At 36.3% G+C, this 13,520-nt stretch carries 12 protein-coding genes, 3 pseudogenes and 1 riboswitch; of the genes and pseudogenes, 6 read left to right on the forward strand and 9 right to left on the reverse strand.

What is annotated here, in order from left to right; translation table 11 throughout:
* Nucleotides 1–8: 8 nt before the first annotated feature.
* Together FHY60_RS09445 and xylA are read right to left on the reverse strand one after the other, a co-directional pair.
* On the reverse strand, nucleotides 9–1,196 hold the full coding sequence (locus tag FHY60_RS09445; protein WP_139904738.1) for an ROK family transcriptional regulator: 1,188 nt from the start codon (nucleotides 1,194–1,196) through the stop codon (nucleotides 9–11).
* A 34-nt stretch (nucleotides 1,197–1,230) separates the two neighbouring features.
* Complete coding sequence (gene xylA, locus FHY60_RS09450) at nucleotides 1,231–2,553, reverse strand: xylose isomerase (protein WP_139904739.1); 1,323 nt, start codon at nucleotides 2,551–2,553, stop codon at nucleotides 1,231–1,233.
* Between the two features lie 90 nt (nucleotides 2,554–2,643).
* Between xylA and FHY60_RS18485 the strand changes: the two genes are divergently transcribed.
* Nucleotides 2,644–2,778 carry a hypothetical protein gene (locus FHY60_RS18485; protein WP_279230378.1) on the forward strand — a complete coding sequence of 45 codons (135 nt, stop codon included), beginning with the start codon at nucleotides 2,644–2,646 and terminating at the stop codon, nucleotides 2,776–2,778.
* A 55-nt stretch (nucleotides 2,779–2,833) separates the two neighbouring features.
* Here the strand turns inward: FHY60_RS18485 and FHY60_RS09455 are convergent, their stop codons facing one another.
* The gene (locus FHY60_RS09455) at nucleotides 2,834–4,015 is read right to left on the reverse strand and encodes a serine hydrolase domain-containing protein (RefSeq protein ID WP_139904740.1); all 1,182 of its coding nucleotides are present in this window, start codon (nucleotides 4,013–4,015) and stop codon (nucleotides 2,834–2,836) included.
* Between the two features lie 167 nt (nucleotides 4,016–4,182).
* Nucleotides 4,183–5,436, reverse strand: coding sequence for a L,D-transpeptidase family protein (locus FHY60_RS09460; protein ID WP_243122125.1), 1,254 nt, complete (start codon nucleotides 5,434–5,436; stop codon nucleotides 4,183–4,185).
* Nucleotides 5,437–6,016: 580 nt separating this feature from the next.
* On the opposite strand from FHY60_RS09460, the pseudogene FHY60_RS09465 reads away from it, so the two are divergent.
* Nucleotides 6,017–6,292, forward strand: a pseudogene (locus FHY60_RS09465) (amino acid permease); the annotation flags it as partial.
* Between the two features lie 44 nt (nucleotides 6,293–6,336).
* Here FHY60_RS09465 and tnpC read toward each other — a convergent pair.
* The 4 genes from tnpC to FHY60_RS09485 form a co-directional block, all read right to left on the reverse strand.
* Nucleotides 6,337–7,971 carry an IS66 family transposase gene (gene tnpC / locus FHY60_RS09470; protein ID WP_139904024.1) on the reverse strand — a complete coding sequence of 545 codons (1,635 nt, stop codon included), beginning with the start codon at nucleotides 7,969–7,971 and terminating at the stop codon, nucleotides 6,337–6,339.
* Between the two features lie 140 nt (nucleotides 7,972–8,111).
* Nucleotides 8,112–8,468 carry an IS66 family insertion sequence element accessory protein TnpB gene (tnpB, locus tag FHY60_RS09475; RefSeq protein ID WP_139902289.1) on the reverse strand — a complete coding sequence of 119 codons (357 nt, stop codon included), beginning with the start codon at nucleotides 8,466–8,468 and terminating at the stop codon, nucleotides 8,112–8,114.
* Nucleotides 8,462–8,770 (reverse strand): IS66 family insertion sequence element accessory protein TnpA, encoded by a 309-nt coding sequence (tnpA, locus tag FHY60_RS09480; RefSeq protein ID WP_139902291.1) that lies wholly within the window; start codon nucleotides 8,768–8,770, stop codon nucleotides 8,462–8,464. Before tnpA ends, tnpB begins: the two co-directional genes overlap by 7 nt.
* 33 nt (nucleotides 8,771–8,803) lie before the next feature.
* Entirely contained in the window at nucleotides 8,804–9,238 is a 435-nt protein-coding gene (locus FHY60_RS09485; RefSeq protein ID WP_180375384.1) for a transposase, read from the reverse strand.
* Between the two features lie 54 nt (nucleotides 9,239–9,292).
* Here FHY60_RS09485 and FHY60_RS09490 point away from each other — a divergent pair, with 54 nt between their 5' ends.
* Nucleotides 9,293–10,060 (forward strand): IS91 family transposase, encoded by a 768-nt coding sequence (locus FHY60_RS09490; protein ID WP_423243585.1) that lies wholly within the window; start codon nucleotides 9,293–9,295, stop codon nucleotides 10,058–10,060.
* A 30-nt stretch (nucleotides 10,061–10,090) separates the two neighbouring features.
* Here FHY60_RS09490 and FHY60_RS18490 read toward each other — a convergent pair whose 3' ends face one another.
* Nucleotides 10,091–10,264 (reverse strand): transposase domain-containing protein, encoded by a 174-nt coding sequence (locus FHY60_RS18490; protein ID WP_423243586.1) that lies wholly within the window; start codon nucleotides 10,262–10,264, stop codon nucleotides 10,091–10,093.
* A gap of 76 nt (nucleotides 10,265–10,340) precedes the next feature.
* Here FHY60_RS18490 and FHY60_RS09500 point away from each other — a divergent pair.
* The 3 genes and pseudogenes from FHY60_RS09500 to FHY60_RS09510 all read left to right on the forward strand — a co-directional run.
* Nucleotides 10,341–10,565: pseudogene (locus tag FHY60_RS09500) on the forward strand (transposase domain-containing protein); the annotation flags it as partial.
* 45 nt (nucleotides 10,566–10,610) lie between these two features.
* Nucleotides 10,611–11,705: pseudogene (locus tag FHY60_RS09505) on the forward strand (APC family permease); the annotation flags it as partial.
* A gap of 88 nt (nucleotides 11,706–11,793) precedes the next feature.
* A riboswitch (purine riboswitch) is annotated at nucleotides 11,794–11,895 on the forward strand.
* A 137-nt stretch (nucleotides 11,896–12,032) separates the two neighbouring features.
* Entirely contained in the window at nucleotides 12,033–13,451 is a 1,419-nt protein-coding gene (locus tag FHY60_RS09510; RefSeq protein ID WP_139904743.1) for an NCS2 family permease, read from the forward strand.
* Nucleotides 13,452–13,520 lie beyond the last annotated feature (69 nt).

Raw genomic sequence — 13,520 nt, forward strand, 5'->3', positions numbered from 1 at the left:
AACACTCCTTACTTAATATTAATATTTGTGAATCCATAACTGTCTAAAATTGGTATCAGCGATGCACCCAAAATGTTAGAATCCTCTCCTAACCGTGAAAATAAAATGTGTACATCACCTTCAGAATAAAACTCATTATTACGCAGTATTATTTTTGATAGCTTTTCACTGAAGATATCCGAATGCTTGCTTATTTCACCGCCAATTATTATATAGTCAGGATTGAAGATGAAAAGCAAGCTCTGTATGCCTTCTGCTAGATTATCCAAATATTCATCAACCACCTCAACTGCGATTTTATCTTCTGCTTTATACCTTTTCAAAATCTCATCTACATGCTTTATCATACTACCGCTTTTTTCATTGTAGGACTTAATCAGAGCACGATTAGAAGCATAAGTCTCCCAGCAGCCCCTTCTTCCACAATTGCACTGCCTTCCGTCTTTGGCTATACACATATGGCCAATTTCTCCTGCTCTACGGTCCTTACCTTTGTACATATAATTATTGATAAAAATGCCTCCACCGATACCCTCAGTTATGGATATATATATAAGGTTGCTTAAATCCTTGGCTATCCCAAGCTTTGATTCTGCAAGAGCACCGGCATTAGCTTCATTTTCTAAATAAATTGGTAGATTAAAGTGCGAATATAGCTCTTTGAAAGAGATATTTCTAAGTCTGAAATTAGTTGCAACCTCTAACTTTAAATCCTCTTCATTAACAGTACCGGGCAGTGAAAGCCCTATTCCCAAAAGTTTATCTTTTACATTTTCCTCAGCAATCACTTCTTCAATAAGCCTCTTAATTACACTGAGCACCTCAGTTTCACTTATTACATTAAGTTCACAGGTCTTATCCTTAAGGATCTTGCTGTCTAAATTTGTAAGTACTGCTCTTATATAATCCCTGCCTAAATCAATACCAATGCTATATCTGGAGTCAGGTAAGAATCTAATAATCATCGGCTTTCTCCCCCCAGTAGAATTTGCCATTCCAGCTTCTTCTACCAGTCCCTCTTCCATTAATTCTCCCACAATGGTAGTAACCGTAGGGATGCTGATATCCAGTTTTCTTGAAATATCCAGCTTAGTAAGTTCTCTTTCCATGGATAATAGCTTTATAATTCGCTTCTTATTATTAGTCTTTATATCACTATGATCTATTACCAGCATTTCATCACCACTTATAAACATAATGTAGAGGCAATAGCCTCTACATTATTTTACACTATTCTTCGTTAAATATATATTGATTCAATCTAGCTTCTAATAGTTCCTGTTTACCGGACTTGTTCTTGATTTCGCTGTGAGCTAGTGCATACTTCTCTAGAGCTTCAAAATCAACCTTACCTTCTACTATATCCTTACCGATTCCATCGGAGAAACTGCTATATCTATTTTCAACAACTTTTTCAAACTCACCGGTTTCAAGCATCTTGTGTGCAACCTTTAAGCCCTTAGCAAGAGTATCCATACCTGCGATATAGCCAAGGAATAGGTCTTCTGCTTCAAAGGAAGCACGTCTAACTTTAGCATCAAAGTTAAGTCCACCAGGAGCAATTCCACCATTCTTTAATACTTCATACATTAGTAGAGTTGCGTCATAAATATTAGTTGGGAACTGGTCTGTATCCCAGCCTAAATTTGGATCTCCCTGATTTATGTCAAGGCTTCCAAGTACACCATTAATTCTTGCCATAGCAACTTCGTGCTGGAAAGTATGTCCTGCTAGTGTTGCATGGTTTGCTTCTATGTTCATCTTGAAGTACTTATCTAAATCATATTTTCTTAAGAAGGCTAATACAGTAGCTACATCAAAGTCATATTGATGCTTTGTTGGTTCCTTCGGCTTTGGTTCTATTAGGAATTGTCCTGTGAAACCAATCTTCTTAGCATAATCTACTGCCATGTGGAAGAATCTAGCTAAGTTGTCCTGTTCTAATTTTAAATCTGTGTTAAGTAGAGTTTCGTAACCTTCTCTACCACCCCAGAATACATAGTTTTCTCCGCCTAGCTCTTTAGTAACCTCCAGAGCTTTTTTAACCTGAGCTGCTGCAAAGGCAAAAACATCTGCATTGCAGGAAGTTGCAGCTCCATGCACAAACCTTGGATTTGTGAACATATTAGCAGTTCCCCAAAGCAACTTCTTGTTGTATTTAGCCATTAACTCTTTAGCATAGGCAACTATTTCATCAAGAATTGCATTTGTTTCCGCTAGATCTTTTCCTTCTGGTGCTATGTCTCTATCATGGAAGGCAAAATAATCTATACCTAGCTTGTTCATAAGTTCAAAAGCAGCTTCTAATCTTATTTTTGCAAGCTTTATAGGATCTGTTTCTCCGTCCCATGGTTTTTCATATGTTCCTGAACCAAATGGATCTGCTCCATTAGCTGTTAGTGTATGCCAGTAGGACAATGTAAATCTAAGGTGCTCTCTCATTGTCTTTCCGCCTACAACTTCATCAGGATTATAATACTTAAAAGCAAAAGGATTCTTTGAATCTTTTCCTTCATATTTTATGAAGGGCACATTTACAAAATACTCTTTCATTTTTATTCCTCCATTTTTGCTTAGAAATTGTTTTCAAAGCTTCTAATTAAATAATACTATATAAGCAAAACTTTTTCAACAACATTTTAAATGTTTTTTAAAATGTTTTATATTTCCTTAGTATGTTCAGAAGAAGCCTCAATTTCACGAATAACAAAGGATGTTGAACTAGGAAAAAGGACTTGGGATCTAATTGAAAGAAGTGTACCAAGATTAAAAGTATAAAAAAAGAGAGATACTATAATTCTATAATATATCTCTTCTTCTATAGTTTTTAGCCTTAATCGCTCAATACACTAAAAATAATGTTGCGCAGCTTCCTTGTAAGGGATGAGGTTCCAGTATCAGTTTTCTGCATCATAAATAAGAAAGTTAAATCATCTTTTGGACTATTGCAGAAATATGCACCAAGCCAACCATCCCAGCCGTACTCACCAACACTTCCCAGAGTACCTGCTTTGTTGCAGTCGGTCATTATACGCATCAGGTTACCGTAACTGTGGCCTGCAAAGGTAAGCCAGTTATCAAAGCCCTTTTGCTGGGCTGAATTTAAGATTGCTGTTGTGAGGTAGTTCACTGTTTTGGTACGTAATATCTGAACCCCCTCTAGGCTTCCGCCATTCATAAGCATCTTAGCAAATTTTGCATAGTCGTCTATAGTGGAAGCAAGTCCTGCACCTCCTGATTCAAAGGCAGCCTTTCTATCCATCTTATTGTTTATGCCCAAATGGTTTCCGGCATAAGGTGTAAGACCGCCCTTTCCGTCAGCTGCATAGATTTTCACTAGTCGGTGCCTTTTTTCTTCCGGAACCCAAAAATCCGTATCAATCATATTGAGGGGGGTAAAGATCTCATCCCTTAAGAATTTGCCAAAGCTTTTACCGGTGACAACTTCTATAACTGCTCCCAAGACGTCCGCAGAAGTACCATACTCCCAGTAGGTACCTGGATGAAATAAAAGTGGACATTTACCCAGTTTATTTACTGCTTCTAAAGTTGTCATGGGATTATCCGTGAAAAGCCTCCCCTCTATTTCTTTAAACACTTCTCCTGTCTCCTGCCCGGGCCTATGGTCTCCCGGATATACCAATCCAGAGGTCATGGAAAGTAAGTCCTTTAGAGTTACTTCATTTCTAATCGTTTCCAAAGCGCCGCCTTCATAAACCCTCTGATTCTTAAAGCCGGAAAGGTATTTACTTACTGGGTCAAACAGTTCAATTTCTCCCCGTTCTAATAATATCATTGCTGCCGCTGCTGTAATGGGTTTGGTCATTGAATATAGTCTAAAAATAGAGTCTCTTTTTATTGGAAGCTTTACTTCCCTGTCGGCAAACCCATCTTCATGATAAAATATTTCATTACCACCTTTTATAATCATCAGGTTACCGCCAGCTAATTCGTTGTTTTGGATACTATCCCTTAATACCTTTTTTATTTGTGTAATAGCCTTATTATCCAACATATTAATTTCACCTCTGTTAAATAATGTATTGTAAATGATTATACCACATATAAATTTCATAGTAGATATGAAGTACAATATTTTTCTGAAATAAAAGATGCCTCCAAAAGGGCATCCTAATTAATAAGTACATTTTTCTCTCCTTTTAAGATTATGTTCAAATACTATCATTCTTCTTCATACGAGATAATTGGTGTTCCGTCTTCTATATTGTCAAATATTTTTTTTGCTATGTATAATGGTACATTTACACAGCCATGTGTCCCATTTCTCTTGTATATTTCACCTCCAAAAACATGTCTCCAACTTGCATCATGTATTCCCATATTGCCATAAAAGGGCATCCAGTAAGTAACTTCAGCTTCGTAATCTGCCCCTCTCAAAATTGTATCCTTTTGCTTATAATTCAGCATGAAGACTCCAACCTTTGTAGCATTTCCTTTGTAAGGATTGCCGGTCACAACAGCCCCTTGTACTATAAGTCTTCCATCCTTGTAAAACCATAACCTTTGCCTTGTTATATTAATTTCCACATAGGTATTACCTATTTCATCACCATCTCTGGAGAAGGCCTTTTGAAGATATAGGGGTTCTTTTTCAAATATCTCTCCCAGCTTAATGTTTTCCATCAATGCCTTACTTTCGGCATTAGTATCAATTTTCCAGCCGTAAGATCCACCTTTGACCTGAACTATTTTTCCTAAGGAAGTTTCAAAGTTCCTGGTTTTTCCCACCGTGTCATATTTTTCTCCTAGTGCTTGTACATACTTTTTTACTGCTGCTCTATCTATTATTACATCCAAGTTCTCATCTACCTTGAGCCATTGGTTTATTGTATTCCCATCAATAAACTCCTTTTCTTCTCCAAAAACATATGTAATCTTTGCGGAGACATATTTATTCAATAGTTTTAAGGTTTCGGTTGTTTTTTCAGAATCTATGGTGAATCTTGGATTTTCATAGCACCGATTTTCATTTAAATCTAATTTTTTCTGTCCTTTTAAAATATATGTTTTTATAGTTTCAATTAGTTTATCTTTATTTATTTTATTTCCATATACCTCCCTCTTAGGTGTATATTTCCCCTTTGAGTATTCAAAACCAACATCCACAGGTTCGATTATTATGTTGTTTAGACATTTTAAACTATTTATTTTATTTTTCATAAGTTCTTCATCATATGCAAATAGACTCTCCAAGTAATATATATGTGGTACACTAATGGATTTTAGCCACATAAATCCATTTTGACTGCGGACCACCTCTGAAACACTACTTATTTCATTCATTTTCAGTCCTACTTCACGCCCGGATATCCTTTCTATTTCATTATTTCTTTCTACCAACTCAAGTTCGTAAGCTTCATTTTGCTTTTTTATTAATTCCAATACTTTTCCCTTTGCCTTTAACGACACGTCCACTCCGTTTATTACAGTATTAAAAAAGAAATGACTTGCAAAGTAAATTGAACCTGCTAAATATATAAAAATAATAATAGCTATGAAAATTATAATATTTCCAAATATTTTATTGTTAAATAACTTTTTTAATTTTGCCTTCTCCATGTCAATTTGGACCTTTCACAAATGATTTTTAACATAATAACTAATTAATAATATGATTGAATTCTATATTTATTACATATTTTCAAGTGTATATAAGGGTCCTAGCATACTTAAATAAAGATAGGTAAAATGTTGTTTACTAAAATATGTAGTAAAATTCCATTTTGATCTCCTTTCTTAAAAAGACTGTAGGTATTAAACTTGCTCCCTATCAAATAGCTTGTCCCATCCCCCAGAAGTATTTACCTACTTATTTTTGGAGTAAACCTCATTGTTTAGGTACCGCCTAATATTTTTCTTCATTAAATCTCCTACGTCGTCAAAAAAACTTTAAAAATATTAATATTGTATGTTATAATGCAGCCAATATATAATTACTATATACAATTATGTCAAAACAACAAAATAGGATGAATTTGAGAAAGAAGGGATGTATTTGGATTCTAAACTTAGCAAAAAATATGGACTTATTACTGCTATCGCTATGGTTGTGGGCATAGTTATCGGAAGCGGGGTGTTTTTCAAGGCAGAAAAGGTACTTACAGCTACAGGAGGCAATCTCTCCCTAGGTATCTTAGCTTGGCTTATTGGTGGAGCCATAATGATCGTATGTGCCTATACATTTTCAATCTTGGCAACCCGCTACGAGCATGTAAACGGGATTGTTGACTATGCGGAGAATTCACTAGGTAAAAAGTATGCCTATTATCTGTAAGCGTAAAATAGTCCCCACCTATTATTCAGATGGGGACTCTGCTATACTTGTTTTGATTTACAGTATTTAGGTAAGGTAGATGACCAAGGCAATAAAGAATCTAAAACTTCAGAATCATTTATATCAACATTTGGAAACTGCTCAAATAAGTATTTTAAGTATTCAAAAGGATTAAGATCATTTTCCTTTGCAGTTTCAATAATACTATAAGTAACTGCACTTGCCTTTGCTCCCTGCGGAGTATTGGCGAACAGCCAATTTTTTCTCCCAATGACAAATGGCTTTATTGCCCTTTCGGCGCGGTTATTGCTAAGTTCCAGCCTGCCATCTTTGAGTATACTCATCAGTTTATCCTTCTGATTGAATGAGTAATTGACAGCTTTCCCGTAACTTGATTTGGGTAGTGCAAGAGCGTGTTCCTTTTCAATCCATGAGAAATAAGCCTCTAGCATTGGTTTAAGTTTGCTAAGGCGTTCATCATACCGGTCTTCAGATGACAAACTTGATAGTTCTTCCTCAAGCTTAAACATTTCATCAATATATTTGACTCCTTGATAAGCAGAGGTATACATGTAGCTTTCTTTATCAGTCACTGCCTTTAAGGTATCAGTGAAATACCTCCTTGCATGTGCGAAGCACGCTACGAGAGTAACTTCCATGGCACCGCCGGCTTTGGAATCTTTCAAAAGTTTGTCATAACCGTCATAGGCATCAACATGAAGATAACCCTTAAATCCATTTAAGAAGGTTTTGGCATTATCTCCTGCCCTTGATGGCTGATAATCGTATAGAACAATAGGATCATGCCCATTGCCTGTACGGTACATCCACATATAAGACCTTGTTGTGGCCTCACGGCCCGGCTCATTGAGAACTTCTAGTTCTGTTTCGTCCGCATGAGCTACATCATAGTCCGTAAGGTATTTACGTAGACGCAGGTACAAAGGATTCAGCCAATCTTGTGCAGCCCGAATAATCCAGTTAGCCATGTTTTGACGGTTAACTGGTAAACCACGCCGCTTGTATTCTTGTTCCTGCCTATAAAGAGGAGTAGCATCTACATATTTCCTAGTCATGATATATGCTATTATAGAAGAGGATGCTATACTTCCCTTAATGACAGGCTTAGGGGTTGGCGCCGAAATCATTGGGACAGTTATATCTTCCTTTTCACATTTCCGACAGGAATAAATCATGCTGTGGATTTCTTTTACGATAATTTGTGCCGGGATGACCTCCAGCTCTCTGCGGATTTCGGAACGCACCTCATGGAGTTGACCGCCACATTGAGAACAAACCTGTTCTTCAGCTGAGAGCTTATATTCAACTATTTGCTTAGGAAGATCTGAAAGATCTTTTTCACGTTTTCCTTTAAGCTTTTTAGCCTTGGATGAAGATTGTTGTTGCTTTGCACAATCATCTAAATTAGGCTCAGCAGTAAAAGGCTGTCGCTCACTTTCAGCCTCGTTAAATATTGGCATGTTAATCTGACCATCTATATTCTTTTCACTGGATTTACCAAATAGTCTCTGCTTGTTGAGCTTGTATTGCTCTTCATACCATTTTAGTCTAAGCTCAGCCTGCTCCTTTTCAATGCTGAGTTTTATGAAGGCATCCTCTAGCTCTTTACGACTGTAATTCTCTAAGTTAAATGATTTTACTTCTGTTTTACTCATACTTATATTATACACTTTTCATACAAAATTATCAAGAAAAAAAGTCGTAAAAAGCTAGTGTTTTCAACGGTTTTAGAAGTTTTAAAGAGTTGGAAATTATCCACTTTTTGATTGAATTTTTTAGGGTTATCCACAAAAAATCAAATGATTTTTCTCTGCATAATATCACGATGTACTCCCTTTTGGTTAATATCCAGTCCATCTAAAAGCCAGCGGAGCTCCCGCTCCGTTACATGTATAACTTTGTCTTTAGAATTATTAGGCCACTTAAAGCGACCTTTTTCCAAACGGCGATAGTAAAGCCAGAATCCATTCCGCTCCCAATAGAGCAACTTGAGTTTGTCGCGTTTAGCGTTGCAGAATACAAAAAGTGCATCAGAGAATGGATCTAACTTAAAATTCATCTGAACGATGATGGCGAGACCGTCAATAGATTTTCTCATATCAGTACTTCCAGCAGCCAAAAATACATTAGAAGTCTGCTTTAGGTTTAACATAAAGTTAATAGGGATTGGACAACATCTGCAAAGAGTTCTTTATCGAAGTCTTGCGAAACTGAAATTTCAGCCTTACCGACTTTTACAGTAATAGATGTTGTTGTTATAGATAAATTTGTTTTTACTGAAACCCACTGCTGTCTTGGTTCTTCTTTAAACTCTGCTTTGTTGAATTTGTTAATCCAATAGCGTAATTTGTGTATACTCAATTGTTTTTGCTGACACCATACCGGCCCGGTAAGGCCGCTAGATCTATAATCAGCAATGAGCTGCTGCCAATCTTCCATATTTAATTTTGTCAATAAAAACACCTCCGGAATTTTATTCTAGAGGTATTATCTCACAAGATTTATATTCATAAAATGTGTGGACAGTTTGACGCTTACCTTAGCATCTGCTGCTTTGCTCACTCTTAGTTCCTTTATATCCTCTCTCTCTTCTGTTTTGTCAGTGGCAGTAGCGCAAGCGCTAATCCACGATTTAACTTCTTCGTAGTATAAACCTTTTTCCCTGCAGTATCTTGATAACTCAATTTCTGATAGGCTATAAGCCTCCATAACTACTAAAAATCTTTCATTAGGGGTTAGGTTTCTTCTAGGTTTAGTATGGCCCTTTTCCTTTTCAGCTTTCTTCTTCCATGTTGCTAAGGTTGACTTACTTATCCCTGTTTCAATTGATAGCTCTCCTAAAGATTTATTCTCTGGTGGGAATAATCTAGCCACATGCCCGGCTATTTCTTCCTTACTATATCTTCTAATTTCTCTTGCCATAATAATCATCTCTCCTCTGTACGAGAATATCACACATAACTTCTTACGACAACTATCTTAACACAGGGGGTACCTGAGGAACTTAGAAATTATTTTTATAAAAGAAGAGAGATGCTTAAAGACCTGATGGACGGAGTCTATCAAGTAATTGACTATTGGTACAAAAAACACAAGGGCAAGAGTTATGAGGTGGGTGTAATAGCGGTAATTCATACTTTTGGACGAGACTTAAAATGGAATCCTCATGTGCATGCACTTGTTACGGAAGGGGCTATTAACAATAAATATAGCTGGTGGAAGCCGGTAGAATATATACCATATGAATACCTAAGGAAGTCTTGGCAAAAAATTGTTTTAGATATCATAAAGAAATATTTTAAGGATTATAAAACTAGAAAATTAATTAGTACCTTGTACAGGGTATATAAAGATGGTTTTTATGTTAATGCAGACAGAGCCCTTACAGATATGAAAAAAGCCACTAAATACATAGGGAGATATCTTGCAAGAGCTGCGATAGCAGAGTATAGAATTGAAAGCTATGATGGTGAGAATGTAACCTTTTGGTACGAAGACCATGATACCGGTGAACATATAAAAGTTACATTGGATGTATTAACGTTCATTGGAAAGCTGGTACAACAAATTCATAAAAAAGGCTTTAAGTGCGTTAGAAGGTATGGTCTATATTCAAGGAAGAAAAATGCTTTGGCTAAAGAAATAATACACTTGTATAAGTTTGTTAAACAGTTAAAGATTTGTAAGCGTCAAAGTTTTAGTACCTTTAATAACTTGAAAAATAGCATTAAAATATCCCAGTAAGGCAATTTACTATACTTTACTGGGATTAACTTATTTCCTATCTTTAATTTTCATATTTTCAGGAATCTTATCTGACCAAGGCATAAGATTCTCTAAGCTTTCGCTACCTTCTATAGCTATCTTCAATAGATTATCAAATAGATAAACTAAATACCTTTCTACAACTAATTTATTAGCCTTGGCAGTTTCAATAATGCTGTAAATATTAGCACTATGTGTGGCACCTTTAGCAGTATTAGCAAAAAGGAAGTTCTTTCTCTTATGTGCTTAAGAACATAAGAGAAAAAATTGGCTGTTCGCCAATACTCCGCAGGGAGCAAAGGCAAGTGCAGTTACTTATAGTATTATTGAAACTGCAAAGGAAAATGATCTTAATCCTTTTGAATACTTAAAATACTTATTTGAGCAGTTTCCAAATGTTGATATAAATGATTCTGAAGTTTTAGATTCTTTATTGCCTTGGTCATCTACCTTACCTAAATACTGTAAATCAAAACAAGTATAGCAGAGTACCCATCTGAATAATAGGTGGGGACTATTTTACGCTTACTATTATCTAGGATGGTTTATGTCTACCATCTATTACCCTACCATGACCGCTGCTCTGGCATGGGTTTCCGCGCGTTATACCTGTGTACTGTTCGATTTTTCAATCGTGGGACCTGAAGCCATGGCCATTACTGGATTTTACCTTATAACAAGTTATGCCATAAATGCACTATCCCCCGTACTTGCAGGTAAATTTCAGGTGGCAACCACCGCAATTAAACTGATACCCTTGTACATCATGGCAATTGTAGGTACTATCGTTGGTTTATCTACCGGCATGACTGTAGATAACTTTACCACCATAACCAAAGAGATCAGCACAGGGAGTTCCCTTTTTACAGCAGTTACTGCTACAGCATTTGCCTATGAAGGGTGGATAATTGCAACAACTATCAATGCTGAATTAAAGGATTCCAAGAAGAACCTGCCTAAGGCTCTTGTTATTGGTACATCAGTTATAGTTATTACTTATATACTATATTATATAGGACTTTCCGGTGCAGTTAGCAATGCTACTTTGATGGAAAGCGGTGAAAAAGGTGCTAGATTGGCCTTTGAGAAAATGTTCTCTAGAGTTGGAGGAACAGCCTTATTCGTATTTGTAGTAATCTCCTGCCTTGGTACCTTGAACGGCTTAATGTTAGGTTGTACCCGTGGATTTTATTCTCTAGCAGCCCGTGATGTTGGACCAGTACCCAATGTGTACAAACAAGTTGATAAGGCAACTAATATGCCTACCAATTCTGCTATACTTGGTCTACTATTCTGTGGCATATGGCTCCTTTATTTCTATGGTTCTCAACTTACAGAATCCTGGTTTGGATTTTTCAATTTTGATATGACAGAACTGCCTATTGTAACAATTTATGGGGCCTATATACCAATTTTTATTATGCTGATAAAAAAAGAGAAAGATTTAAATTTCTTAAAACGCTTTATAGCTCCTATTTTAGCAATTTGCGGTTGCTTGTTTATGATGGTTGCAGCATGCTTCGCTCATAAAATTGCAGTTGTATGGTATCTGATTACCTTTGTTGTAATCATGCTGCTGGGAGTAAGCTTTTCCAAAGCAAAATATACGTCAAAAAAAGACTAACCTGAACTTTATACATATATTTTAAAATTTTGTTCGTACTTTTTGCAAAATCCACTTGATGTTTAAAAAGATTTGTTGTATTATATAATAGTAAATTCAATAGCTCACCAATATAATCTAGGCGATATGGGCCTAAAGTTTCTACCGAACAGCCGTAAATTGTTCGACTATTGGAATATACATAGCTGCATTCTTTGTGGCTTGTCTATATTCTTTTTAAATTACGGCAATTGGTGAAAAATCAATTGCCTTTTTTATTGGTGTGGTCAAGCTCTTATCATTTTATCATTAAATCCTATTTATTATTTACAAGGGGGACTTTTTTAAATGGAAAGGTTTTTCAAACTGAAAGAAAACGGAACAAACGTATCAACTGAGCTTATGGCTGGACTTACTACCTTCTTCGCAATGTCATACATTATATTTGTAAACCCGGATATGCTATCTATTACCGGAATGCCAAAAGGAGCTGTTTTCCTGGCAACAATCTTTGCTGCTGCAATAGGTACTTTAGTAATGGCGCTCTTTGCAAATGTACCTTACGCACAAGCTCCAGGTATGGGGTTAAACGCCTTCTTTACTTTCACTGTTTGCTCTCAGTTAGGATTTTCATGGGAACAAGCACTAGCAATGGTATTTATCTGCGGTATAGTAAATATACTTATAACTGTTACAAAAATCAGAAAGTCAATTATTAAAGCTATTCCAGTTAGTTTACAACATGCAATCGGCGGTGGCATTGGTATTTTTATAGCTTACATAGGAATTAAAAATGCCGGCCTGTTGCAATTTACTTCTGATCCTGGTAAGAACGTAATTTTAGAGGGAGGTACTGTTATATCTGACGCCAGCGCAGTTCCTGCTCTTGTTAATTTAAATAATCCTTCTGTAATTCTTGCACTAATAGGTATAGCAATTACTGTTATCTTGCTTCTATTAAGAGTTAAGGGTGCAATATTGATAAGTATAGTAGCAACTACTTTAATTGGTATTCCAATGGGTGTTGTTGACCTTTCTCAGATAGGCACAACTCAAAGTGTGACTGAATCCTTCGAGCAACTTGGAACTACTATTGGAGCTGCCTTCGGTAGCAACGGCTTTGTTTCACTGTTTAATGATGCTTCTAAGCTTCCGCTAGTTTTAATGACCATATTTGCCTTCAGTTTATCTGATACTTTTGACACTATCGGAACCTTCATTGGTACTGGAAGAAAGAGCGGTATCTTCAGTGAAGAAGATGAAAAAACAATGGAAACAAGTACAGGCTTTAAGTCAAAAATGGATAAAGCCCTATTCGCAGATGCAATTGCAACTTCAATAGGTGCATTGCTTGGTACTTCCAACACAACAACCTATGTTGAAAGTGCAGCAGGTATTGGAGCCGGTGGCAGAACTGGTTTAACCAGCCTTGCAACAGCAGTATTGTTCCTATTATGTATTTTCTTAGCTCCTGTTGCCGGTATAGTTCCAGCAGCTGCAACTGCTCCAGCACTTATTATAGTTGGCGTTATGATGCTTTCCTCTTTCAAGGAAATCCAATGGGACAACTTAGATGAAGCAATACCTGCCTTCTTTGCCGGAATATTCATGGCCTTGGTATACAGCATTTCTTACGGTATAGCTGCAGGTTTCATATTCTACTGCATAGTAAAACTTGTAAGAGGAAAACTAAAAGAAGTTCACCCCATATTACTAGTATCAACCCTACTCTTTATAGCAAACTTTGTAATATTGGCGATTATATAGTAAAATAAAAGAGTCTGCAGAGTAAATCACTACAGGCTCTTTTATTTTGATAATAAGGGATAGCGGTAT

Origin of the sequence: Clostridium thermarum, from assembly GCF_006351925.1 — a bacterium.
Lineage (GTDB): Bacteria > Bacillota > Clostridia > Clostridiales > Clostridiaceae > Clostridium_AU > Clostridium_AU thermarum.

What these genes read in the sequence shown, in the direction of transcription:
- FHY60_RS09445 (WP_139904738.1), bottom strand. Translation starts at nt 1,196, where the DNA reads ATGTTTATAAGTGGTGATGAAATGCTGGTAATAGATCATAGTGATATA.
- xylA (WP_139904739.1), bottom strand. Translation starts at nt 2,553, where the DNA reads ATGAAAGAGTATTTTGTAAATGTGCCCTTCATAAAATATGAAGGAAAA.
- FHY60_RS18485 (WP_279230378.1), top strand. Translation starts at nt 2,644, where the DNA reads ATGTTTTTTAAAATGTTTTATATTTCCTTAGTATGTTCAGAAGAAGCC.
- FHY60_RS09455 (WP_139904740.1), bottom strand. Translation starts at nt 4,015, where the DNA reads ATGTTGGATAATAAGGCTATTACACAAATAAAAAAGGTATTAAGGGAT.
- tnpC (WP_139904024.1), bottom strand. Translation starts at nt 7,971, where the DNA reads ATGAGTAAAACAGAAGTAAAATCATTTAACTTAGAGAATTACAGTCGT.
- tnpB (WP_139902289.1), bottom strand. Translation starts at nt 8,468, where the DNA reads ATGTTAAACCTAAAGCAGACTTCTAATGTATTTTTGGCTGCTGGAAGT.
- FHY60_RS09485 (WP_180375384.1), bottom strand. Translation starts at nt 9,238, where the DNA reads ATGGCAAGAGAAATTAGAAGATATAGTAAGGAAGAAATAGCCGGGCAT.
- FHY60_RS09510 (WP_139904743.1), top strand. Translation starts at nt 12,033, where the DNA reads ATGGAAAGGTTTTTCAAACTGAAAGAAAACGGAACAAACGTATCAACT.